General features: G+C 60.4%; 17 protein-coding genes. 14 read left to right on the plus strand and 3 right to left on the minus strand.

Annotated elements, in window-relative coordinates; all coding sequences use genetic code 11:
- Positions 1-133: 133 nt before the first annotated feature.
- Positions 134-2,920 (minus strand): zinc metalloprotease, encoded by a 2,787-nt coding sequence (locus Mal15_RS03400; protein WP_147866476.1) that lies wholly within the window; start codon positions 2,918-2,920, stop codon positions 134-136.
- 6 nt (positions 2,921-2,926) lie between these two features.
- A complete protein-coding gene (locus Mal15_RS03405) occupies positions 2,927-4,168 on the minus strand; it encodes a GspE/PulE family protein (RefSeq protein WP_147866477.1) in 1,242 nt (413 codons plus the stop codon).
- Between the two features lie 64 nt (positions 4,169-4,232).
- Here Mal15_RS03405 and Mal15_RS03410 point away from each other — a divergent pair, with 64 nt between their 5' ends.
- From Mal15_RS03410 to Mal15_RS03470, 13 genes are all read left to right on the plus strand, one after another.
- Positions 4,233-4,805, plus strand: a complete 573-nt coding sequence (locus Mal15_RS03410) for a beta-phosphoglucomutase family hydrolase (protein ID WP_147866478.1) — start codon at positions 4,233-4,235, stop codon at positions 4,803-4,805.
- 196 nt (positions 4,806-5,001) lie between these two features.
- Complete coding sequence (locus Mal15_RS03415) at positions 5,002-6,729, plus strand: hypothetical protein (protein WP_147866479.1); 1,728 nt, start codon at positions 5,002-5,004, stop codon at positions 6,727-6,729.
- A 408-nt stretch (positions 6,730-7,137) separates the two neighbouring features.
- Complete coding sequence (locus Mal15_RS03420) at positions 7,138-8,286, plus strand: hypothetical protein (RefSeq protein WP_147866480.1); 1,149 nt, start codon at positions 7,138-7,140, stop codon at positions 8,284-8,286.
- Between the two features lie 169 nt (positions 8,287-8,455).
- Positions 8,456-11,716: an alpha/beta fold hydrolase gene (locus Mal15_RS03425; RefSeq protein WP_167546621.1), complete on the plus strand. Its 3,261-nt coding sequence runs from the start codon at positions 8,456-8,458 to the stop codon at positions 11,714-11,716.
- A 134-nt stretch (positions 11,717-11,850) separates the two neighbouring features.
- Entirely contained in the window at positions 11,851-13,326 is a 1,476-nt protein-coding gene (gene ffh, locus Mal15_RS03430) for a signal recognition particle protein (protein ID WP_147866482.1), read from the plus strand.
- Between the two features lie 43 nt (positions 13,327-13,369).
- Positions 13,370-13,801 carry a 30S ribosomal protein S16 gene (rpsP, locus tag Mal15_RS34875; protein WP_147866483.1) on the plus strand — a complete coding sequence of 144 codons (432 nt, stop codon included), beginning with the start codon at positions 13,370-13,372 and terminating at the stop codon, positions 13,799-13,801.
- A 59-nt stretch (positions 13,802-13,860) separates the two neighbouring features.
- On the plus strand, positions 13,861-14,556 hold the full coding sequence (gene trmD / locus Mal15_RS03440; protein ID WP_147866484.1) for a tRNA (guanosine(37)-N1)-methyltransferase TrmD: 696 nt from the start codon (positions 13,861-13,863) through the stop codon (positions 14,554-14,556).
- 104 nt (positions 14,557-14,660) lie between these two features.
- Entirely contained in the window at positions 14,661-15,014 is a 354-nt protein-coding gene (gene rplS, locus Mal15_RS03445; RefSeq protein WP_147866485.1) for a 50S ribosomal protein L19, read from the plus strand.
- A 230-nt stretch (positions 15,015-15,244) separates the two neighbouring features.
- The gene (locus tag Mal15_RS03450; protein WP_147866486.1) at positions 15,245-15,715 is read left to right on the plus strand and encodes a YraN family protein; all 471 of its coding nucleotides are present in this window, start codon (positions 15,245-15,247) and stop codon (positions 15,713-15,715) included.
- 523 nt (positions 15,716-16,238) lie between these two features.
- A complete protein-coding gene (locus tag Mal15_RS03455; protein WP_147866487.1) occupies positions 16,239-17,501 on the plus strand; it encodes an efflux RND transporter periplasmic adaptor subunit in 1,263 nt (420 codons plus the stop codon).
- Positions 17,502-17,525: 24 nt separating this feature from the next.
- A complete protein-coding gene (locus tag Mal15_RS03460; RefSeq protein ID WP_147866488.1) occupies positions 17,526-18,767 on the plus strand; it encodes an ABC transporter permease in 1,242 nt (413 codons plus the stop codon).
- A 5-nt stretch (positions 18,768-18,772) separates the two neighbouring features.
- Positions 18,773-19,501, plus strand: a complete 729-nt coding sequence (locus Mal15_RS03465) for an ABC transporter ATP-binding protein (RefSeq protein WP_147866489.1) — start codon at positions 18,773-18,775, stop codon at positions 19,499-19,501.
- A 170-nt stretch (positions 19,502-19,671) separates the two neighbouring features.
- Entirely contained in the window at positions 19,672-21,690 is a 2,019-nt protein-coding gene (locus tag Mal15_RS03470) for an arylsulfatase (protein WP_147866490.1), read from the plus strand.
- Positions 21,691-21,884: 194 nt separating this feature from the next.
- Here the strand turns inward: Mal15_RS03470 and Mal15_RS03475 are convergent, their stop codons facing one another.
- Positions 21,885-22,583, minus strand: a complete 699-nt coding sequence (locus Mal15_RS03475; protein WP_147866491.1) for an outer membrane beta-barrel protein — start codon at positions 22,581-22,583, stop codon at positions 21,885-21,887.
- A gap of 554 nt (positions 22,584-23,137) precedes the next feature.
- Here Mal15_RS03475 and Mal15_RS03480 point away from each other — a divergent pair.
- On the plus strand, positions 23,138-24,187 hold the full coding sequence (locus Mal15_RS03480; RefSeq protein ID WP_147866492.1) for an AAA family ATPase: 1,050 nt from the start codon (positions 23,138-23,140) through the stop codon (positions 24,185-24,187).
- Positions 24,188-24,234 lie beyond the last annotated feature (47 nt).

Genomic DNA, 24,234 nt, shown 5'->3' on the forward strand with positions numbered 1-24,234 from the left:
AAAGAGAGTTTTGCTAGCAAATCGGGGGAGTTGGGAGTTGGGAGTTGGGAGTTGGGAGTTGGGAGTTGGGAGTTGGGAGAAAAATGGGGGGCAGGAAAATGCAGGCAGGAGGCCGTTCGACAAACCTGAAACCTCACTCCACCGGCGTGTCGTAGCTCCAGGCGACGGATTCGATGCCATGGTTCTTGAGCCAGGCGTGGACGGTGGCGTAGCCGGCGGCGGCGTCGCGGGTGGGGGACAGGTGCAGGTAGACGAGTGATCGGCCATCGCGCTGCAAGGGGAAGGACTCGTCGAGCATCACGTCTTCGTCTTCAGGTTCCAGGCGGTACGCGTCGACGTTGACACTGGTCGGGCGGAGGGGGTGGTCCGGGTGCAGGTAGCCGAGCTCGGGCAGCAGGGGGGCCAGGGCATCGGGAAGCGTCGGCGGTGGTCCTTTTTGCTCGTGCGGGCGCTCGTCTTGTCGCCAGGCTTGGGATTCGGATTCGAAGTCCAGGTAGGCGGTGTAAAGTCGGCGGGCGGCGCCTTCGCTGGCTTGGGCTTGCTCGCGGATCCAATCGATTCGATTCTGTTGGATCTGCTCAAAACGCTCCGCAGACCGGCGCATCAGCTTGCGAAAGTCGACCGGTTCGTTGTCTTCGGCGGCGTCATCCGGATCGGCCGGAGGGGGCTGTTCCCAGGGCAACGGTTCGGTTTTGCCTTGCAGGACGCGCAGTTTGGATTGCAATTCCAGTTGGTCTTTGCTCGCTTGGATCTTCGGGGTCCAGGGGGAGATCGCAACCGAGTCGCCGATGTTGTACGGCATGCTTTCGGATGCCTGGATCATTTCTTCGGCGGTGTCGCTGGAGACGGCGACGATCAATTGTGGGAAATCGCCGTCGAACGATCGCCGCCACTGGGCATCGGTTAGTCGATCGAGTCGTGGGTCATTGGCCGCGAACGCTTCGAAACCCGTGAAGAAATCTTCGTCGTCGAATCGGGCATCGTTGCCGCTGGCGATCGTGCTGGTGAACACGACGTTGCCGAGTCTTGCGACCGAGTCATCGGTCGATCCGACCAGCGTGTCATAGGCCGCACGAGCTTGGTCGGCATCCGCAAATCGCCACACCAACAAGTCCAGTTTGGTCGCCATGGGGTCGGGATCGGGAGTCCCCAGTCGGAATTGCCCGTCTTCGGTTTCGACCTGTTCATACTGCGATTCGAAATCGGGCAGATCGTCAAACAGCCCGCCGCCGACACTGGCCAATGTGATCACGATCATGCCCACGATGCCGGAGACCAGACCGCCGAAATAGAGGGCCCAGATCCCTAGGGTCGCCGGCCACGAGGGCGGTCGGGTGATCACGCTTTCGTAAACCGACAGTGTCAGTTTGGCCAATGTCGACGTGCCTTGGGTCGGCAGATTGGCACGTTGGATTTCATCGACGACGACGCGGATCGCAGCGTCGGGCATCCTGTCGTTGCTCGGTTCGGGCAGCTCACGATCTCGAATCGATTCGGTGACCTTCATCGTGCGCCAGACGGTCGGTAACCCGAGTGCCATTGCGACGCCGATTCCCAGCAGCAGCTTTGCGTCGAGCAACCACGCCACCAGCATCAGCACCGCGATCGTTCCGATGCGGAACAGCAAGTCGATGACTTTGGATCGCGAAAACAACGTCACGTGCGCGACTTGGCCTCCATCCAGGGGCAGAAACGGCGCCAGGTTCAACAGATTCAGGATCAACGTGATCAGGGCGCCTTTGACACACCACTCGTTGCCGAGCATCAGGCCCACGCCGCCGAGCACCAGTCCGATCGCGATGCTGGGCAACGGGCCGGCAAGTGCGACGATCGCCTTTTTCCAACCGCTGACGCGATAGTTGCGACCGCTGACCGCGGCGCCCAACAACGGGATGAAGAACATGTGGATGTTCTTGTACCCGAACACTTGCATCGCGACGTAGTGTCCCAGTTCATGCACCAACAGGATCGGGACCAGGATCAACACCAGTTCCAGTTCCCATTGCCACGCCCCGAGCCCGATGAACAGCAGGATGGAAACGGCCAGGATCGCAAGTTTGGTCAGCCATCCCGATTGCTTGGTTTCCTGTTTGCGGACCGCTTCAATGATCGGCTGCGTTTCGTCGGCGACGACTTCATCGGCCAAAGCGGCCGTTTCTTGGCTGTCTGAATCAGAGGTGATCTCCGCCGAGGCGTCGGCGAGTTCGGCGACCGGGACATCATCGTCGGCGACCGCGGCTTGGCTTGGGGCCGGGGGGACGAACACGCCGCGCTCGACTTGGAAGTCGACAAACTCCTTGTGCGTGTGTTCGAGCAGTTCGAACGCCGACTCGGTGTCGCCGGCGAGCATCGGCCGCGTGTTTCCCAGGACTTTTCGAACGTGAGCTTGGTGCAGATCACGCAACTGGTTTGCGGCGGCCTTGGGGTGGTACTGGACGTGCCAGTCGGGCGGATCGATCAGGTCCCGAGTCGCGGCGGTCGTCAGGATGATTTCCCCGCCGGGGCCGAGTGAATAGAGCGCCAGGCGGGCAAACTTATTTCGCCGTTCCAAGTTGGGCCACAGTCGATAGCGGATCCAGGCCACGGTCTCGCCGTCGGGTGATCGGTAGGCCGCACCGCCGTAGCGGGTGTTGTTTTGCCGGTCGTTGATTCCGATCAGGTCGATGCGATTGAACCCCAGGTCATGGACTTGCAAATCCAGATCCGTGATCGCTTTCAATATCTCCGGGTCGACTTTTTCGGCCGGCACGCGAAACGGTTGCAACGAGGCGACCGGGGGAAGGTCGGTGGATCCGGGCAAAGGGATCCGCAGCAGTTTGACGACGCACGCGATCAGTAGCACGATCGGCATCGTGATCACGTTGCCTTCAAACATGTATTCACGGATCGAGACGTGCGGAGCGCTCAGCTTATAGAACATGATGCACTAGGCCCGCCCGGAGAACAGGGCGGCTTCTTCCAGCGTGATCAGACCCTGGAACGCTTTGCTGAGCGCGCTGACGCGGAGGGTTCGCATGCCTTCCTTGATCGCCTGTTTGCGGAGTGCTTCGACCGACGCGTTTTCAAAGATCATGTCACGAAGCTTCGAAGACAGTGTCAGCATTTCAAAAATCGCGACCCGGCCGCGGCAGCCCGATCCGTTGCATTTCGCGCAGCCTCGTCCGCGATGGAAACTCGCCTTGGCCGCTTGTTCTTCGCTGATGCCGAGCGATTTGAGTTGAGCGGCGGAGATCGTCACGGGGGCTCGACAATGTTGGCAGATGCGTCGCACCAACCGCTGGGCGACGATCACGTTCAATCCCGCGGTGATCAAGAACGGTTCGATCTCCATGTCGCGCAATCGCGCGATGGCCGAAACGGTGTCGTTGGTGTGCAACGTCGAGAGCACCATGTGGCCGGTCATCGCGGCTTGAAACGACGTCTTGGCGGTTTCGGTGTCACGGATTTCGCCGACCAAGATGACGTCAGGGTCTTGCCGCAACAGCAACCGCAGGACTTGGGCGAAGTCCATGTTCAGTTCGCGGCGGACATTGATTTGAGTGATGCCGAAGACGTCAAATTCGACCGGGTCTTCGATCGTCGAGATGTTGCGGTCCATCTGGTTCAGCCGGTTGAGCGCGGAGTAGAGCGTCGTCGTTTTTCCGCTGCCGGTCGGCCCGGTGACCAGACACATGCCGTACTGTTGGCCGGTGGCCTGGGCCATCAATTGGGCTTCCTTGGGGTTCATGCCCAGTTTGGTCAGGTCGGCTTTCAGCCCGGTCGCATCGACGACCCGCAAGACGATCTTTTCACCGAACCGGGTGGGGACCGACGACACCCGATAATCGACGCTGCGGCCGCTGATGACCAGACGCAACCGGCCTTCCTGGGGCCGCCGTCGTTCGGCGATGTCCAATTCCGAGAGCACTTTGACGCGTGAGGAAATCTGGGGGTAGTCGGCCGCGGGGCCGGCGGCGATTTGGGACAGCACCCCATCGACCCGCATTCGCACCCGAAACGCCTGTTCGAACGGTTCGAAGTGGATGTCCGACGCGCTGGCCTGGAACGCCTTGGCGAAGATCGAGTCGCAAAACGCAATGTTCTCGCTGCCCGATTTATCGGTTTGCGGGCCGTCTTTCCCCGACGAGGAGTGGGACACCTGTGGGGTGATTTGAGGGGGCTGGTTCATATGACAAGCGTGGTCTGGCGCGGGGCGGGTTCCGAAAAGGGGCGTCGTGTGCGATTCTTTGGTGATGAACGCAAACGACTTTGAACGATACGACGGCTTGATTTTTGACTGTGACGGCACCTTGGCCGATTCGATGCCCGTGCATTATGTCGCCTGGCGCGAAACGATGTCGCGTTATGGGATCGAATTCAAAGAAGATCGATTCTATTCGATGGGAGGGATGCCGAGTGCAAAGATCGTCGCCTTGTTGTCCGGTGAACATGGCGTCGACGTCGACCCCGAGGCGGTTGCGGCGGAGAAAGAGACACAATTTCAAAGCTTGATCGACCAGGTTCAGCCGATGGCGGCGGTCTGTGAAATCGCCGCGGCCTTTCACGGGAAAAAGCCGATGGCGGTTGCCAGTGGCAGCGGACGCGTCGTGGTCGAAAAGCAATTGGTCGCACTGGGGATCGACCACTGGTTTTCCGTCGTCGTCACGTCCGAAGACACCCAGCGGCACAAGCCCGAACCGGACGTGTTTCTGGAGGCGGCCCGCCGAATCGAGGTGAAACCGGAAAACTGTGTCGTTTTTGAGGATTCTCCGCTCGGTTTCCAGGCCGCCCAGGCAGCCGGGATGGATTGGGTCGATGTCCGATAGACCGCTCTCGGCGTGCTATCCTTAGCATGTCGCGACGCCGGCGCCTATTTGCCTGGGATTGGCTGGATCGTCGCCGTCCTCTCCGAGGTCGGCGTCGGGCACCGTTTCGCTCTTCGGACGCCGAGTTCGGAAAACACGGCGACTTAAACTACTGGTACTGCGCCCCGGATCGCCCTGTTTTTACGCCTGAGCCGAGATGACTCGACACGACGTCAATCGTTCTGATTTCTCGACGCTTGACGCAGGAAAACTGCTGCCGGGATGCTCGCTGCCGATTCTGGTTGAGGGCGACCCAGGGGAGGGCAACCGGCCGCTACATGCCTTTCGCCGATTCGAGCCGTTGCCGATCGATGGTCTCCAACCGGGAGCTTTGCGGTCGCTGGCTGATTCCTGGATCGACGTCGCACGATCGCTCAAGGCGATGCATGATGCCGGGCGATGCTATGGCCGCATCACGTCCGCGTCGTTTCATAATCGCGGGACCCAGACCGAACCGACCGCAACGCTGTGGATCGATCCGGCACTTGCCGCTCAAGCCGATGCGGTCCACGGCGGTGACCCCGAATCGATCTACTGGACGACCGCGCGTCTGCAGTCGGGAAAGCCTGCGCAACCGGCCGATGATTGGTACGCGTTGGGCATCGTGCTGGCCGAAATCGCACTTTCGTCTGCGTCGGTGCACAAGATCTGGGAACTGAGTCGACAGGATGGGAAGTTCGTCGAAAGTTTGATCAAGAATCTAAAACGCTCTCGCAGCGATCGACGGTTGCGGAAACTCGCCCTCGCGCTGATCCGCGAGGGGGCAACGGGCAGCGTCGATGACGCCACGATCCGCGAATTGACCACGCGCCCCGCGACCGGCAGCCGGACGGCGACGTCGCTGGTCATCGCCGCATTGGGGATCGCAGTGGTCGCGATGGGATGGTCGTTGTACCGCAACATCGGCCAATTGCGCGAGCGTGATCAACAATTCGCGGTGCTGGAAAACCGGGTGGACGAATTGCAACGGCGAGCCGAGTCCATCGAGAACACAATGCCCGCCTCGATCGCGACGCCGGTGGCCGTCGCGGTCCCCGAACCGGCATCGGTGCGTCCCAACGACCGTGACCGCTGGACCGATGCGATTGCCGGGCGGGCGTTGGAACAAGCGATCGCCACGTCTGCTGATTTTCAGCCCAGCGAGTGGCACGAGCGATTGGCCAAGCTGCAGCAATTGCCAGGGCAAATGCAATGGCGGATCGCCGACGAACCACTCCGCCGATTGATCCAGCGCTCCGTCGACGCACCTTGGGATGATTCGGTCATCCAGCAGGCTCAGGACCGCATCGTGGCACTCGGCCAGGCCCATTCCCGCTGGACGCAGTGGGCCCGCAGCGATCGCAGCATCGATGAAATCCGCACGCAGCATGACCTGATGCCGTCGGGGTTGGTGAAGGAGTTCTTGGGGCAATGGTTGGCCGAGGCGCTGGAGGTCCGCTCCTTTGATCTTCGTACACGAGTGATCAAGGCCGCCCAGGAGAACAAGTTCGTGGCACACGTCATCGGTTTCGAAACGCCGTCCGATTCGGAAACGGTTGACTGGGTGTGGGCGTCGGCCGAGGGGACCGATGAATCGATCGGCCTGCAGATCGACGGCTATCACGCCGGCGAGACGCTGACGTATTGGGTGCAACAAGACAGCTCGATCCCCTATTGGGACAAAACCGTGATCGAGCACACGTTCGATAGCCCCCTGTTGATTTGGCAACTGGCCAAAGGGTTGAAGCTGGAGAACAGCGAAAGCGGCTACGCCGTGCTGCTTTCGACCAACGTCCGCTTCGGGCCTCCGGTGAAACTGGAATCTTCGTCGACGGAGGTGGTCGTCGATGCGGGGGAACGGAAAGTCGTGGACCCGATGGATGATTTGCCGTTCGGGCTGGATTGATGGGGCAAAACGATGAGGCAAAACGATGAGGCAAAACGATGAGGCAAAACGATGGGGGCAAAACGATGGGGGCAAAACGATGGGGCAGGACGATGGGGCAGGACGATGGGGCAGGACGATGGGGCAAGACGATGGGGCAGGACGATGGGGGCAAGACGATGGGGGCAAGACGATAGAAGGCAGAATGATGGAAGGCAGTGTGATGGGGGGCGGAATGATGGAAAACTTTGCGGTCAGAGTTGATGTGATGGCGGGCAGGTGCGGTAAGAACCGGGAGTGGTCGCGTCTGAAATCGTTTTGCCCCCATCGTTTTGCCCCTTTTTATCTCGCCGCTCCTTGAATCGTTGCCGGTCCACCCACGTTGCCGTCCTGAAACCTGAAACCTGATGCCGCTCGGAGAACCCACGCATGCGTTACCTACTTTGTTTCCTCATCACCGTTGCCGTGGCCTGTCCGTCGTCGGCGGTCGATCCGAGCGAGTGGTTGTCATTGGGCGCCGACAAGTCGTCACCGAAGCGTGCGAAGATCGACACGCGTGAGCTGTTGCAGCGTTACCCGGTCGGGAAGTCTTGGGCGGCATCGAAGGTGTTGCGGATTCGAGGGTTGGCCGTCAACGAGAACTGGGGCATCGAAGGCCGCACCAACGTGGTTTACACCAATCGCTATTCCAGCAAGACACGCGTGGTGTCAAGCGAGTTCGGCGACGTGACCTTTGAAATCGAGGTTTTGGAAGCGTCCCAACAACGGATCACAAGTGAGAAACGACTGCGTGTTGCCGATTTCAGCGAAGCGTCACCGATCCTGAAGATCGGTTTGGAGCAATTGCTCGATGTCACACGCACGGCATTGCCACCGGCCGATGTCGCTTACAAGCTGGTGGTGACGTACGGCAAGGTCGACCCGCGATACGAACGGGCGTTGACGCGATTGGCGGAGGTCAGTGGGTTTGACGTGGAGCGATTGACACAAATCGACGAAGCCCAACTTGTCGAAGACCCCGCGCAGTACTCCGGATGCACATTCGAAGTCGTTTGGTCCAACGGATTGGGCGTGACACGTGTCCGGCAAACCGATGGCCCGGTCACGGTCAAGCTGGATGACATTCGACGCTGGGCCGAAGCGGCCGATCCGCTGTTGGATTACTACGTGATGGAGAACGTCGACCGTCCGGTGGGCGACAGTTGGGACGTCGATGCCAAGGATGCCGGCGGGATGATGGTTCACCAGCAAGGCGGACAGTCCGACGGTTCGCTGAAACTGAAGTACCTGCGTGATGAAACCTACGACGGCCAGACTTGTCGACAGTTGGCGATCCAACGTGGCGAGCTGACGATGTCACTGGACCAGAACGCCAAACGCTACGACGCCCGCGTCCGCGGGATTCAAGGACGCGTGTTTTATGGCAAATCAGACTACCTGGTTCTGCAGGCCAACGGGACCTGCGACATTCAAGCAAACGTTCGCAGCAAGAATCATTTGCTGTTCGGCACAAAATGGCAACGCGATGTGAAAACGGATTTTCGTTACGAGGCCAAGTTGCTGGGCAAGGGGCAGTGAGTCGCCCGACAGTGATTCGCTGGGCGGTGACTCGGTGACGTCGTGGTCGGGGAAATGGGTCAAAAAATTGGGTGGTCAAAAAATGGAGGGGGAACTCGGCGAGACTTGTCCGTGTTGCGCTGCCGTTGTCGGGGCAGGGCAGGGGAGTTGCTCGCGGTGCGGGTTTCCGTTGACGGCTTATCGAACACTGGACGTCGCGCCCTGTTTGAATCTGGATGGCGGGACAGTCGCGCGGCCGGCGATTGAATTTCAAAATGCCGGCGCGGTGATTCGGTTGGCCGAGGGTGGAGGAGTGATCGTCGGCCGTGATGACCAGCCGTTTGATGGGTTCGACGTGCAGACATTTCGTCATCGCGAACTGCAGCAGCGGCACGTCGCCTTCTTGCCGGGCCAGTCCGATTCGATATGGCTGGTCGATCTGTGTCCGGAGCATCGTGGCGTGTTCGTCGACGGTCGGTCGATGTCGCTGTCGCAGCTGGTGGATGGTGCGGTCGTTCAAATCGGTCCGCTGGGGTGGAAGTTCAACCAGAGCAAAGGCATCTTGACGCCGGTCACACCGATCGCCGGCTTCGATCTCGCCGTGGACGCGGAAGTGGACGGGCGTTTGACCCCGACCAAGCTGCACCTATCCCGCGGTGAAATGACGGCGCTGGTCGGCCCCAGCGGTTGTGGGAAGTCGACGTTGTTGGAAACCATCCGCGACGGCAGCGGGTTGGCCGGGGACGTCGACACGGCCGGACGGGTGTTTTTTGTGCCGCAGCGTGATTTAGTACACCATGACTTGAGACTCCGCGATGCTTTGCTCGCGATCGCGGGGCTGTACGGACGCGAACCGTTGCCCTTTGAAATTGATGCGGCGCTCGATTCAGTCGGGTTGCCCGCGTCGGCCAAGGACAAGTTTCCGGGAGAGCTGAGCGGCGGGCAACTGCGTCGGTTCCGGATCGCCGGGGCGCTGTTGTCCGGTGCCGGTGTGATCGTGTTGGATGAGCCCGATAGCGGGTTGGATCACGAGACGGCCGGCGAAGTCATCTTGCTATTGCGCTCGTTGGCCATCCGCGGTGCAACCATCGTCGCGGTGACTCATCACCGCCATGTGCTCGATTCGTTTGATCGCGTGATCACGATGCGTCCAACGCCTGATGGGGGCGCGGTCGAGGGCACCGGCGACGCGGCGCAGACTTCGGCTGGGCAGTCGGGATTGCCAGACGATCAGGATGATGTGCCGTCGGCGATGTTTCGTTTTTGCAATCGGATGGCGATTCTGTTTCGTCGCGAACGGCAAAAACTGACCTCACCGAAGTTGTCGCGGTTGTCACTGGGGCCGCTCCGTGTTCCGCATTTGATGATCGGAATGCTGTTGGTGCCGGTGTTGTTTGCCGTTGCGATTGCGATCAGCGTGCCGACGGACCCGGATCGTGATGTCGCCGATGGGTTGTACGGCCAGATTGGCCCGATCAATCGGTTGGGATTCTTGGCGGTCGTGTCGGTGATCTGGATGTCGGCCAGCGGAAGCCATCTTTCGATCACGCGGGATCGTGAACTGTATGATTACGAACGGTCCTATGGTGTGACGTGGGGTCAGTTGCTGTCGGCCAAGTCGGTCGTGCTCGTGATCGCCGGCATGTTACAGACGCTGGTGTTTGCGGGTTTGTTGTATGTGATTCGTGATCGCTGGTTGGCTCGCTCGTTTTTTGTCGACGAGCGGGCGATGCAGTTACCCGGTGTCGTGCTCTGTTTGTTGGGCGTGTCGATCGCCGCGACGATGTTGGGGTTGTTGATTTCGGCGATGGCGGGGCGCGGACCGTTGTTGGCCGCGGCGATCTTGCCGGTCGTCATGATGTTTCAAATTCTGTTCAGCGCGCCGTTCGCGATCTCGGACCCCGACGGCTACGAGCCCCTGGCGGACTATGAATCGCTGACGGTGTTTTCGCAGCAGTCGGACGCCGACGGAGAGCAAGCAGATGAAGACGAGTGGGAGGATGATTGGGTGGAAGAACAACGACCGCTGTGGGCCACGTCATTGTTTTCTTATGCGACCCTGTCCCGTTACGGGGACAAATGGTTGCGTTCGTTTGCGGTGACGACCGAGCCGCCCGAGCAAGCGCGCACGGTCCAGTGGAGGTCTGCCGGTGCGCTGGCGGTCATGTCCGGGTTCTGTTTTGTGGCGTCTTGGTTCGTGTTGTGGATTCAGTCGACTCGGTTGGGAATCCGTCGCGTTCGAGCCGCCGGGGTGATCGCGGCTGCCGTCATCCTGTGCGGCCCGTTGACACCGACGCTCGCCCAGTCGCCGCTCGGACAGACGCCGGCCGAAGTGTCGACCGAAGCATCGGTCGAACCGGCGTCCAGCACGATCCGGCTGTCGCTGGTCGAGGGACGTTACGACGAAAACAAACTGCGGCGTGCGATGGGGGGCCGGGCCGATGACACGCCGCGGTGGCGCGAGTTCGGCAATCAAGATCGACTCGGGTTAGTCGCGCTGGAACTGGTCGGAAAGATCGAGTTCAGCCTTAGCGACGATGAGTTGGTGATCCGCTTGAAGCAGACGCCGAAGTGGGACTTGATGAAGCAACTGGCGCCGCCGCGATTGATCGGGCGGGAGGACGTCGGCGATGTCGATGACGTAGTGGTGTTCGTGCACGGATTGGAGGGCGGCGAGTCGACGTTTGCCGGGGCCACCGAGGCGTTGGCCGAGCGGGGAATCGCGTCGATGCGATTTGATTACCCCAACGACGGGCCGCCGGCGGAGATCGGTCGCCGTCTGGCCGAGCAGCTCGCCGAATTCGGTCGCGAGCATCCCGACGCAAGGGTTCATCTGGTCGCGCATTCGCTGGGCGGTCTGGTGTCGACCTGGGCGGTGACCGAGAGTGACTTTCCGGCCCGGACGGTCCCGCACGTGGTGACGCTGGGTACCCCCTTTCGCGGTTCCGCGTTGGCATCGTTTCACGACGAGCTGGAGTTGTTTGACGTCCTGGTGCGGTTGGCCACGGGGACACGCGGGGCGCTCAACACGGTCGCCGACGGGCGGGGGGAGGCCGCGGAGGCGCTCCAGCCGGGCAGCGCGTTTTTGCTGCAATTGCATCGCCGGGAGCGACCGGCGGGGATTCAATTCCACCTGGCCGCCGGGACCAAGAGTTTTCTGACCAAGTCCCGTCGCGACCGCTTGGCCGCCGCGCTGCCGGGCGAACTGGCTCGTCTGGCCGTCTCCAAGGCCTACGCGGCTCGGATCAACCAGCTGATGGATGCCGAGGAGCTGTTTGACGGCAAGGGCGACGGTGCGGTGACCGTTGAAAGTGCATTGGGTTTGCCGAATCCGGCGAGTAGGAAGACTTTTCCGCAAACTCACACCGGTTTGGTGTCTGCCGACGGTCCGCTGGAGTGGGTGTTGGAGGTCACCGGGTTGGCCGAACCGGAGAAACCCCTGGCAAAGTAGGGGCTTTCTCCATTTACAAAACGGCCCTGCCCCTCGTACACTGCCGGGCTTTCCCGTGCCCGCTATCGGTGCGCCTGTTGGGTGCTTCGACTGGTGGGGTTTTGTCTATTGACTCGTGATTCCCTTTTTTCAGCGTGTTTGATTCCCTTTCAGACGGTTTGCAGTCGGCGTTCAAGAGCTTGCGTGGCAAAGGCAAGCTGACCGAAGGCAATATGCGCGAGGGGCTGGAGATCGTTCAGCGGTCGCTGTTGGAAGCGGACGTCAGTTACCCGGTCGTCCAGGAGTTCATGGGACATGTGTCCGAGCGGGCGCTCGGCAAGAAGGTACTGCTGAGTCTGCGGCCGGAGCAGGAGCTGGTCCGGATCGTCCATGACGAGTTGGTTTCGATCTTGGGGCCGGTCGATCCGTCGATTCATCTGAAAAAAGATGGCGCGACGATCATCATGTTGTGCGGGTTGCAGGGGAGCGGAAAGACGACGACCTGCGGCAAGTTGGCGCAGTTGTTGATCGAGCAAAAGATCAAGCCGACGCTGGTGGCGGCGGACCTGCAGCGGCCTGCGGCGATCGAGCAATTGAAGGTGATCGGCGAGCAATTGGGCGTGCCGGTCTACAGCGAAACAGACAACAAAAACCCCGTCCAGGTCTGCAAGAACGGCGTCGCGAAGGCCGAAGCGGAAGGCTCGCGGGTCGTGATTTTGGACACCGCAGGACGCTTGGCCATCGACGAGGAGTTGATGGCGGAGCTGGCTCGGATCGACAAGAAGGTCGGCCCGGACCAGGTCTACCTGGTGGTCGACGGGATGACCGGTCAAGACGCCGTCAACAGCGCCGACGCGTTCAACAAGTCGCTGGAGCTGGACGGCGTCGTGATGACCAAGCTGGATGGTGATGCCCGCGGCGGGGCGTTGCTGTCGGTCAAACACGTCACCGGCGTGCCGATCAAATTCATCGGGACCGGCGAGCATTTTGATGCACTCGAGCCGTTTCGTCCCGAGGGGATGGCCGGCCGGATCTTGCAGATGGGCGACATCGTGGCCGCGGCCGCGGAGGCCCATCGGATCGTCGACGAGAAGGAACGCGAGGAGTTGGAAGCGAAAATGGCTTCCGGCGACTTCACGTTGGACGATTTTAAGAACATGATGGAGAAGGTCAGCAAGCCGGGGCTGATGGGCCGCATGATGGGCTTGATGCCCGGCATGGGCCAGTTCAAGGAAGCACTGGAAAGCGAAGAGGCGGCCGGCGGTATCCGGCAAACCATCGGCGCGATCAATGCCATGACCGCGGCCGAACGGCGTAACCCCAAGGTCATCGACGCCTCGCGTCGGACACGGATTGCCAAGGGGGCCGGGGTGCAAACGCCGGTGATCAGTCAGCTGGTCAAGCAGTTCGAGATCATGAAGCCGCTGATGCAGGGCATGGCGGGCGGCTCGATGATGGATCGGGCCAAGATGATGCAGCAGTTGCAAGGAGCGATGGCCAGCGGCAACGGCAGCCTGGATGGCATGCGGGTCAAAAAAGGCACCGGAAAGCGATTGTCCAATGCCGAACGCGCCAAGATGCGAAAGCAACGCGAGAAGCTGAAGCGTCAAAAGAAGCGAAACAAGAGATAGCGATTCACCAACACAATTTATTTTTCCCTGGAGTGAGTTTGAAATGTCAGTTCGAATCCGTCTGAAAAAGATGGGTCGTACCCACCGACCTTTCTTCCGAGTTTGTGCGATGGACCAGCGGTCGCCGCGCGACGGTCGGGTGATCGAAGAGTTGGGATACTACGACCCGATGTGCCCCGAAACCGACGCGCGTGTTCAGCTGAAAAGTGATCGCGTCGATCACTGGTTGAGCGTCGGTGCACAGCCGAGCGAAAAGGTCGCCGTGTTGATCAAGAAGTACGGCACCGACGGAACACACTTGGACGCCCAAAAAGAAGCTCTCGAGCGACTCGGCAAGCGAAAGGAATACACCCCCGCGCCCGCCGCACCGCCACAACCGGCTGCCAAAGAAGAACCGGCCGCCGAAGAAGCTGCTGCGGAAGAACCCGCCGCCGAAGGTGAAGCGGTTGCCGAAGCCGAAGCGACGGCCGAGTGATCCGACGCGGTTGAACCGTTCCCTTTTCATCGGCAATCAGGATCGCGGGGGAGAGACGAGTGCGATTTGACATCGTCACGCTATTCCCGGCGATCTTCGACGGTTACCTGACGCAAAGTTTGTTGGAGAAAGCGATCGCCAAAGGGTTGGTCGAAATCCACCGACATAACTTGCGGGATTGGGCCGCCGACACGCCGCACCGAAAAGTGGACGACCGACCGTTCGGCGGAGGCCCGGGAATGCTGTTGCAGGTTGATGTCACGGTGCCCTGTGTGGAAGACATCGACCGGATGGCGGCGACCCCGGCCAGGAAAATATTGCTGACGCCGCAAGGCAAACGCTTTGACCAACGCATGGCCGAAGACTTGGCGACCAGCGACCGAGTGATGCTGCTGTGCGGGCGGTACGAAGGGTTCGACCAACGAGTGGTCGACATCGTGAAACCAGAGGAAGTGAGTGTCGGCGACTTTGTCCTGAACGGGGGCGAGGTCGCGGCGATGACGATCATCGACGGCGTCGTGCGGTTGCTGCCCGGCGTGCTCGGTGACGAAAACAGTCATGTGGATGATTCCTTCAGCCGCGGAAACCGGTTGTTGGAGTTCCCACAGTACACGCGGCCGCGAGACTTTCGGGGGCACCGCGTTCCCGACGTTTTGTTGGGCGGAAACCACGAGGCGATCGCCGCGTGGCGGGCCGAGCAAAGCCGAATCCGAACGAAACAGCGTCGATCAGATTTGTTCGACGAAGAAGAGTAGATACACAGCACCATGGTGCCGGACTCGCCAGAGCCCGGGAACTTTGAATTCCACGCCCGAAGTCTGGCGACTTCGGCGATCAGTCAGACGAAGAGAGTAGAACGATGAGCCAAGCAATTCTGGCCAAGGTCGAACAGACCTCCATCAAAGAGAACCCGCCGAAGTTCGAAATCGGCGATACCGTTGACGTTCACCTGCGAATTCTGGAAGGCAACAAGGAGCGGATCCAGGTCTTCACCGGTGTCGTGATCGCGATGTCCGGCAGCGGATCGAAGGAGATGTTCACCGTCCGCCGCATCGTCGCCGGTGAAGGCGTCGAACGTAAGTTCCCGCTGCACAGCCCGCGCATCGAAAAGGTCGAAGTCAAACGCAGCGGTGTCGTCCGTCGCGCGAAGCTGTACTTCTTGCGTGACCGTGTCGGTAAGGCCGTGCGTCTGAAAGAACGCCGCCGATCGTAGGCTCCGGCGGGGTCGCCCGTGGGACAGGCTGCCAGCTTGTCCCGTCGGTGTATCGGAAGCCGCCTACGGTTTGTTGAAGCGCCGGACGCGACAGGGGCAACGCAACGATGCCAGCCCGACACGTGAGCGAGAGGCCACCCGGCGTCCCTCGCTCACGCGTCGGACTGGCATGACCGTCAAAGGTTCCGAACATTGGATTTGTCCAACAAGCCGATCGCTGTTTCGCGACCATGAAACGCACCTCGCTGGCAGCCGCGATGCGGCGATGCCGCGACCGCTACACCGATTGGCGTTACGGGCGGATCGATCCCGACGCGCCGATCGGCCGTCGGGGTGAGCAGGTGGCGGCCCGACTGCTGCGCCAAAAGGGGTTGGTGGTCGTCGCGGAAAGTGAATCCGATCGGGCCGGCGAGATCGATGTGATCGCCGCCGACAAACGGTCCCGCCGCGTCATCTTTGTCGAAGTCAAGACGCTGCAGACGACACGTCCGGGGCATCCCGCCGATCGGGTCGATGAAAACAAGCAAGCCCGAATCACTCGCGCGGCGCTGCGGTTTCTCAAACGCCGCAACCTGCTCGGCACGCCCTGTCGATTCGACGTGATCGCCATCTGGTGGCCCAAGGGTGAGCCGTCACCGGTGCGCATCGAGCACTACGAGCACGCCTTCGAAGCGGCCGGCGATTTTCAGATGTGGTCCTGATCCAAGGCTTGCCGACGCGCACCCCATCAATCGTCCGTTGATGATCGCACTTGTTCGCGGGCCGAGCCTGGGCTGTGCAAAATCTGGATTTTGCGGTCGATCAGGATTCCAACGAAATCATTCCGCGGAGGATGGTCGACTCACAGCATCCATCGGGCGACGAAACACGAGTGATATCAGCCGATTCGTGCAAGCGTTCGGGCCCCAGCTTTGCGGAGGCCCCAGTTATGACGGAAGCCCGTAGGCTGGCGCCAAACGGCTGATCCCAACAGGGTTTCGCGGAATCGAAAACGCCAAATTTCCATGAACGAAAACGCGAACGAATCGAACGATTTTGCGCAGCCCAGGCGGAGTCTTGTGAACGAGGACCAACCGGGGCGGCGGTCAAAAGCGACCCGGCGATCGTTGCCAAGAAACGTGATCGGAACGCGAACAGACGGACAATGTTTTTGCCTGCCTGCTCGATTCGCTAGACTGGGAGTGGGCGAGGGTTGTCGTTCTGCTTTTCGATGTCTGCAGTTGAATGAAGATGTTTGTCAAAATGCTGGTCGTAATGAGCGTTTTGATCGGCATTGGTACACTCGGTTACAAACCGGCGGTGACGTATTGGCAGGAGCGGAACCGAGTGCGCTGGGAGACCGCGGCGATCATCCGTGGGGACGTGACCCGCTATGTCAATTCCACCGGTTCGGTGCGTCCGGTCCAGTCTGTTTCGGTCGGGTCGGTCGTCTCGGGGCCGATCGAGGCGTTGAACGTCGACTTCAATGACGAAGTCAAGAAGGGCGACGTGCTTGCGACAATTGACCCGCGGCTGTTCAAAGCCGACGTCGCCAGAGATGAAGCGACCTTGGCGACGCGACAGGCCGAACGAGAGCGGATTGAGGCGGAGTTGGTACAGGCGAACAAGAGTTATCAGCGCGGCCGGAAACTGTACGCCAAGAGTGAAGGCTTTTTGTCCGAGACCGAAATGGATGCGTTGGTGTTCGAATTGCAATCGCTGGAGGCCCAGTTGAAGGTCGCCGAAGCGATGATTCAGCAGGCCGAAGCGTCGTTGGAGAATTCACGGGCGAACTTGAACTATTGCGAGATCACCGCCCCGGTCGATGGCGTCATCATCGATCGAAAGATCGATCCCGGCCAAACGCTGGCGGCTTCCTTTCAGACGCCGGAGTTGTTCATCGTTGCGCCGGATTTGCGTGAAAAGGTCCACGTGTTCGCCTCGGTCGACGAGGCGGACATCGGTCTGGTTCAAAAGGCGCAAGCGGAATCCAGGCCGGTGACGTTCACGGTCGACGCGCACCCCGACGAACTGTTCGCCGGCGAGATCGAACAGATTCGTGTCAGCAGCGTCGCAAACCAAAACGTCGTGACCTATCCGGTCGTCATTGCGACCGGCAATCCCGATTTGAAGCTGTTGCCGGGGATGACCGCCAGCATCTCCTTCGAGGTCGACTCGATCTCCGGCGTGCCCAAGTTGCCCAACGCCGCGCTGCGTTTCTTTCCCGCAGACGTCGACTTGGTGCGACCGTCGGATCGGCATCTGATTGATGGCTCGTTGTGGAAGTCCACCGATGGGCGCAGCGATGACCCGGCGCAGTTGCCGGCGGCCGAGAAAGCGGCGAAACGCAAAGCTCGGAGCAAACGTCATGTCTGGGTCGACGACGGCCGGTGGTTGCGGGCCGTTGAGATTGAAACGGGGTTGAGCGAAAGCGGGTTCACCGAACTCAAGTCGGGCGATCTATCGGTCGGTGCTTTGTTGGTGACCGGCGAGCAAGTCAAAAAGTAGCCAAGTGATTCAGTAGCCCCCTCCATGTCTCTGTTGGATACCGTTCGAATCGCGCTGCGGGCCTTGTTGAAGAACAAGATGCGCGCCGTGTTGACGGTGATCGGCGTGGTGATCGGGATTGCCGCGGTGACCACGATCGTGTCGATCGGTCAGGGGGCGAACCGGTTGGTGCAGGGTGAATTGGCCAACCTGGGGACCAACGTGATCTTTGTGATTCCCGGGCAAACCACCGAAGGCGGTGTCCGCCAGAACGACGCACCGTCGTTGACCGCGGGCGACGCCGAAGCGATCGGTTCACAGTGTCCGGCGGTGTTGGCCGCATCACCCCTGGTGTTCACAGCCGGTCAGGTCATCTACGGCAACGAGAACTGGAGCCCGAAGGAAATGCTGGGCGTCGGCACCGATTTTCTGTTGGTTCGCAATTGGCGACTGGAGGCCGGTTCGTTTTTCAGCCAGGCCGATCTCGATTCGAATGCCAAGGTGTGTGTGATCGGGCAGACCTTGATTCCGAAACTGTTTCGCACCACCAACCCGATCGGCCAGACGTTGCGAGTGAACAATCTGCCGGTTCGCGTGATCGGGATCCTGTCCAAGAAAGGGGCCAATATGGTCGGTGATGATCAGGACAATCTATTGTTGATGCCGCAGACCACGGTGCGCAAGCGATTGCTGGGATCTCCGATGGACAACATCCATGCGATCATGGTGTCGGCACGCAGTACGAATCAGACGAGCATGGCGACGCGCCAGATTCGGAATCTGTTGCTCGAACGGCACGAGATCGCTCCGGGAGAAGAAGACGATTTCGATATCACCGACATGGAGGAGGTCGCGGGAACCCTGGGGATGATCACCGGGACGTTGACGTTGATGCTATCGGCGATCGCGGGGATTTCGTTGGTTGTCGGAGGCGTCGGCATCATGAACATCATGCTGGTTTCGGTCACTGAACGGACGCGTGAGATCGGCATCCGAATGGCCATGGGGGCTCGCGGTCGTGACATTTTGAATCAGTTCTTGATCGAGTCGGTGGTGTTGTCCAGCATCGGCGGCGTGATCGGGTTGGCGCTCGGAACGGCGATGTCGATGGCCGCGACGATGTTGATCAACGTCTACAAGCCGGGCACGGATTGGCCGATGGTGGTGTCGTTTCCTGCCGCGATGGTTGCGATGGGGTTTGCCGCGGCGGTCGGCGTGTTTTTCGGGTTTTATCCCGCCCGCCGCGCCAGCAAGTTAGATCCGATCGACGCGCTTCGGTACGAGTGAATCAGGTGGCATTGATCGAGCTTCGAGACGTTCGACGTGAGTATGACTTGGGCGAGGTCAAAGTGCATGCGCTGCGCACGGTCAGTTTGGAGATCGAACTGGGCGAATTCATCGCGTTGGTCGGACCCTCCGGCAGCGGCAAGTCCACTCTGATGAACACGCTGGGATGTCTGGATCGGCCGACGCACGGCAGCTATCGGCTTGACGGTGAAGAGATCGTTTCGATGACTCGCGATCAACGTGCGCGGATCCGCAACACACAACTGGGGTTCGTGTTCCAGAACTTTAATCTGCTCAATCGAACCTCGGCGCTGGAAAACGTGGAGTTGCCGCTGATGTATGGCCCGCGCATGTCCGCTCGCCAGCGGCATGATCGAGCGCGGGAAGTGTTGGACCAGGTCGGGCTGGGTGACCGCTACCATCATCATCCCAGCCAGCTCTCCGGCGGTCAGCAGCAGCGCGTCGCGATCGCCCGGGCTCTGGTCAATCGTCCGTCGATCCTGATGGGGGACGAACCGACCGGCAACTTGGACTCGAGGACCAGTCGCGAGGTGATCGCGTTGTTTCGCGAGCTGAATGAACAGCAGCAGATCACGGTGATCCTGGTCACCCATGATCCCAACATTGCACGCAACGCCAAGCGGACGATCGTGCTCCGCGACGGCCGGGTCGTCGAAGACACCACCGATTTTGACAAGGCCAAAGCCGCCCTCGAATTTGACCCGGACGCCTGACAAGCTACCTGCGCAAACGATCCATCTGCCCCGCATCATTCTGCCGATTCTCGACAGCAAGACAGGCAAATGGGCAGAATGATGCGGGGCAGAATGATGTCGGGCCGGTGAGCTGTTAAACTGTCGCGTCTTAGGCCAATCAGTTGTCTCTCAATCCATCTACCCCTCCGATGCCACGCTCCTTCGTCACGATTGCCGCCGTTTTCGCGGCCCTGTTCGCCTCGACCGCCCCGTCCCAAGTGAGCGGCGCCCCATCCAAACCCAACGTGATCTTTATCCTGCTCGATGACATGGGCTGGGGGGACTTTGGGGTCCTCTATCAGAACAATTCGGTGCATTCCAAGCGGCATCAAACACCGATGTTGGATCGGATGGCCGCCGAAGGGATGCAGTTGCGTGATCATTATTGTCCGGCGCCGGTTTGTGCCCCCAGCCGGTCGTCGCTGTTGACGGGCGTGCATCAAGGCCACGCGGAGGTGCGCGACAATCAGTTCGACAAGGCGCTGGCGGACAACCACACGCTTGCCACGGTGATGAAGGCGGCCGGCTACAAGACCTGGCTGGTCGGCAAATATGGCTTGCAAGGTGCGACCAACGGCAAGGACGACGATTGGACCCCGGCAGATTGGCCGGCCTATCCGACCAAACGCGGGTTCGACGATTTCTACGGATACGTCCGTCACCGCGACGGGCATGTTCATTATCCGGCCGAGCATTGGGATCGGGGTGACAACGAATTGCATCGCACGCCCAAGCAGATTTGGCACAACGATCGAGAGGTCAGCAAGGATTTGGCCAAGTGTTACACGACGGATCTGTTCGCCGCCCGCAGCAAAGATTGGATCACCAAGCACGTCCACGGCGGTTCGGAGCAACCGTTTTTCTTGTACCTGGCCTACGACACGCCGCACGCGGCGCTGCAGTTGCCGTCGACCCCGTTCCCCGAAGGCTACGGTCTGGGCGGAGGATTAAAGTGGCTCGGCAAGCCGGGGACGATGATCAACACGGCGGTCGGAACGGTCGACGGCTATCGGCACCCCGATTACACCGGCAAGGGCTGGTCGGATGCCGAAGAGCGGTTTGCGACGATGGTCCGCCGGATCGATCATTCGATCGGCGACTTGTTGCAAACGCTGCGTGATCTAAAGATCGACGACAATACGTTGGTGGTGCTCAGTTGTGACAACGGACCGCACCACGAGTCGTACTTGCGTGACGGGAAAGGCAAACCCGTCAATTACACGCCCCAGTCCTTTCAGTCCTACGGTCCGTTCGACGGCACCAAGCGGGATGTCTGGGAAGGCGGGATTCGCGTCGGCACGTTGGCGTGGTGGCCGGGGCAGATCACGCCGGGATCGATCAGCCGCTGGCCTTCGCAGTTTCAGGACTGGATGCCGACGTTTGCCCGCGCCGGTGGCGTCGCACCGCCGGCACGCACCGACGGCGTTTCGTTGTTGCCGACACTGACGGGTAAGGGCACGCAGCGCCCGGGGCAGGTCTACATCGAGTATTTCAACGGCGGCAAGACACCTGCCTACACCGATTTCCAGGCATCCAAACGGAACCAGCGACGCCGGCAAATGCAGGTCGTGTTCGTCGACGGATACAAGGGCGTGCGGGTCGACATTCAAGATCACAGCCGACCATTCGCGATCTACGATCTGAAAAACGATCCGAAAGAGCTGCAAGATTTGGCCGGCAGCGGTGAAAAGTTCGCCAAGCTGCAGCAGAAGATGCACGACCGTGTGTTGCAGCTGCGTCGGCCCAACCCGTCGGCGCCGCGTCCTTATGACGACGTTCCGATTCCGGCAGTGATGGTTGATCAGCAAGCCGGCTGGGCGTACGACGTTTACCGAGGTCCGTTTCCCTATGTGCCCGACGTCGACGAATTGCAACCGGCCGCGTCGGGGCGTTCGGATGACTTGTCGGTGAAAGATGCCGCGGGGGCCGTTCGGTTTCGGGGCGTTTTTGTGGCCCCCGAAACCGGGCTTTATGAGGTCACGCTTTCGACCGGATCGCCGACGTTCGCGCGGATTCATGACGCCACGTTGATCGATGCCGATTTCGGGTTCGATCGCGGCAAGACTTATTCGACCGAGATTCGACTCGAAAAAGGCATGCACCCGGTGACCGTCACGACACTCGCTGATGGCGACGTGTCGGTGCAACTCAATTGGCAGCGGAAGTGATCCCGTCACGCCACGGATTGCCCCGTCAGACTGACTTCCCATCACCTTGCTGCCGGTACCGTTTCGGCCTGTTGGTTTAATCCGATCCCACGTTGGATCAGCCGTTTCACGCGAGCGTACGGGCATCGACCATTGTGAAAACGCGCCGGGCCCGCAGGCTCGCGCCAAACGGCTGATTAAATCGACAGGCCGGTTTAGCGGCGGAAGACTCGCAGGGTCAGCATCAGTTGATCCGAGTCGAGGTCGACGTTCAGGTTCCCTGCCGGGGCACCGCCGACGTTTGTCACCAGATTCGTGTTGGCGTTGCCAAGATCCAAGCGGCGGTAACCGAAATCCAGTTCGACGTTGGACAGCAGTTTGCAGGTCAGCCCGATCCCGAACTGGTAGGCGATGTCATCATCGTCTTTGACGCTGGAGACGACGCCGTCGTTGGCCGCGAATTCGAAGTGCGACCAGCCGATACCTCCGCCGGCATAGACCTCCAGGTTCTCACTGATCGGTTTGTCGATCCACAGGTTCGACAGCCCGGCAAAGCGGTCGGTGAACGCGCCGCGATAAAAGAACGTGTAGGGCCCCGGCGGTCCGGGAAAACTGTTCAGCGTGAACTGCGAGTCTTCCAGAAACATGTACTCAGATTCCAGGCGGATCTGGTAATCGCAGTAATCGAACTCGCGTCCGTAAGAGAACGCATAGGCTTCGTTCGTTTCGTGCTCTTTGCCCGAAGCGTCGAAGTTGCCGTTGGTGTTGCGGCCGGACCCTTCCATGGTCAGGAAGTCACCGGCGAAGGAACCTGCGACGTAGCAGTTCTTGAAGTCAAAAAGCTGGGCCGAGGCAGTGCTCATTCCCGCAATCGAGATCACGAGGGCGAGGAAGAGTTGCTGTCCGAGACGCATCGTCGAATCCTTTCGGTTGGGGAAACAGCGGTCACTTATTCAAGCAGCAGGTCGAAAGCATCCAGCTTCCCCGCTGTAAGGGTTTTCGGGCCGCGCCGCCGGCACGGATGGGGAAAACATCGATTCCCCTCGCGACGCGAATGACCCGACCCGATTGACCAATCGCTACGGTCTGCCAAAGGGTCGTGCACGGCAAATTGAGCAGACAAGCACGGAGCGATTCAGCGTTAAAGCACCAAAGACATCAGCCGAATCGCGCAAGCGTTCGGGCTCCGGCTTTCGATCACAAACTGAGCCGTAGGCGCTAGCCTCGGGCCTTGCAGGTCTCGAAGGGCAATCCAAGGCCCGCGGCTAGCGCCGTCGGCTCATAAAGTAGGTGGCATTGGGCTCGCGCCAAACGGCTGATTCCACGGGGAATCGGAGGAATTCAATCCGTGGACCGGCGGTGCGGCTGATTTCCGGGGGGAGGGCGGTCTGTGGGTTTGCCCCCAGACGGTTTGGGTTACACTAGCTCGATTCGAATTTCACGCCCCGAGCATCGTCGTCTGAGGTCTATGTCTGGACAAGTTGAAGCATCGCAGGTTCAAGCAACACAGGCTCAAACCGCACAGACGGGATCGGCGCAGAGAGATCTTTCCGGTGATGATGTCAACGCGATCGATCGGCTGCAGCAGGCGTATGCGGATTTGCGGGCCGAATTGTCACGTGTGATCGTCGGTCAATCCGAAGCGATCGAGCAATTGGCGATCTGTTTTTTTGCCCGCCGTAATGCGCTCTTGGTGGGGGTGCCGGGACTAGCCAAGACGTTGCTGGTGGCCAAGTTCGCCGAGACGTTGTCGCTGAGTTTTAGCCGGATTCAATTCACGCCGGACCTGATGCCGATGGACATCACCGGGACGGACATTTTGCAGGACACCCCCGAGGGGCGGCGGGAATTCCAGTTCGTCCGCGGCCCGATCTTTGCCAACGTCGTGCTGGCCGACGAAATCAATCGCGCCCCGCCGAAGACTCAGGCCGCGCTATTGGAGGCGATGCAGGAAGGCAACGTGACGGTGCTGGGTAAAGAATTCGCCTTGCCGTCGCCCTTCATGGTGTTGGCGACCCAGAACCCGGTGGAGCAGGAGGGGACGTACCCGTTGCCCGAAGCTCAGCTGGATCGATTCATGTCGCTGATCGAACTGGGGTATCCCAGCGAGGCGGAGGAGATCGAGATCGCGCGGATGACGACCGGCGAGCGACAGCCGGTGTTGGAGTCGCTGTTGTCGGTCGAGCAAATCTTGAGTCACCAAGACGTCGTGCGGCGGGTCCCGGTGCCCGATCACCTGTACGAATTTGCCGCCAAACTGGTCCGTCAAACCCGTCCCGACGGTGGCACCGCGCCGGACTGGTTGATCCCCCTGGTCGCCTGGGGCGCCGGGCCACGGGCCGTGCAAAGTCTGATCCTGGGGGCCAAAAGCCGAGCGGCCCTGTACGGCAGCTACATGGTTCGCCAAGAAGACATCCTGGCCGTCGCGCCGGCCGTGCTGTCGCATCGCCTGGTATTAACCTTCGCCGCGCAAGCCGAACGGATTTCGGCACGCGAGATTGTTGCGCGGTTGGTTTAGGTTTCAAGTTTCAAGTTTTTCGTACAGCCACCTCCCACCTCCCAACT

It is taken from the genome of Stieleria maiorica, from assembly GCF_008035925.1.
GTDB lineage: Bacteria > Planctomycetota > Planctomycetia > Pirellulales > Pirellulaceae > Stieleria > Stieleria maiorica.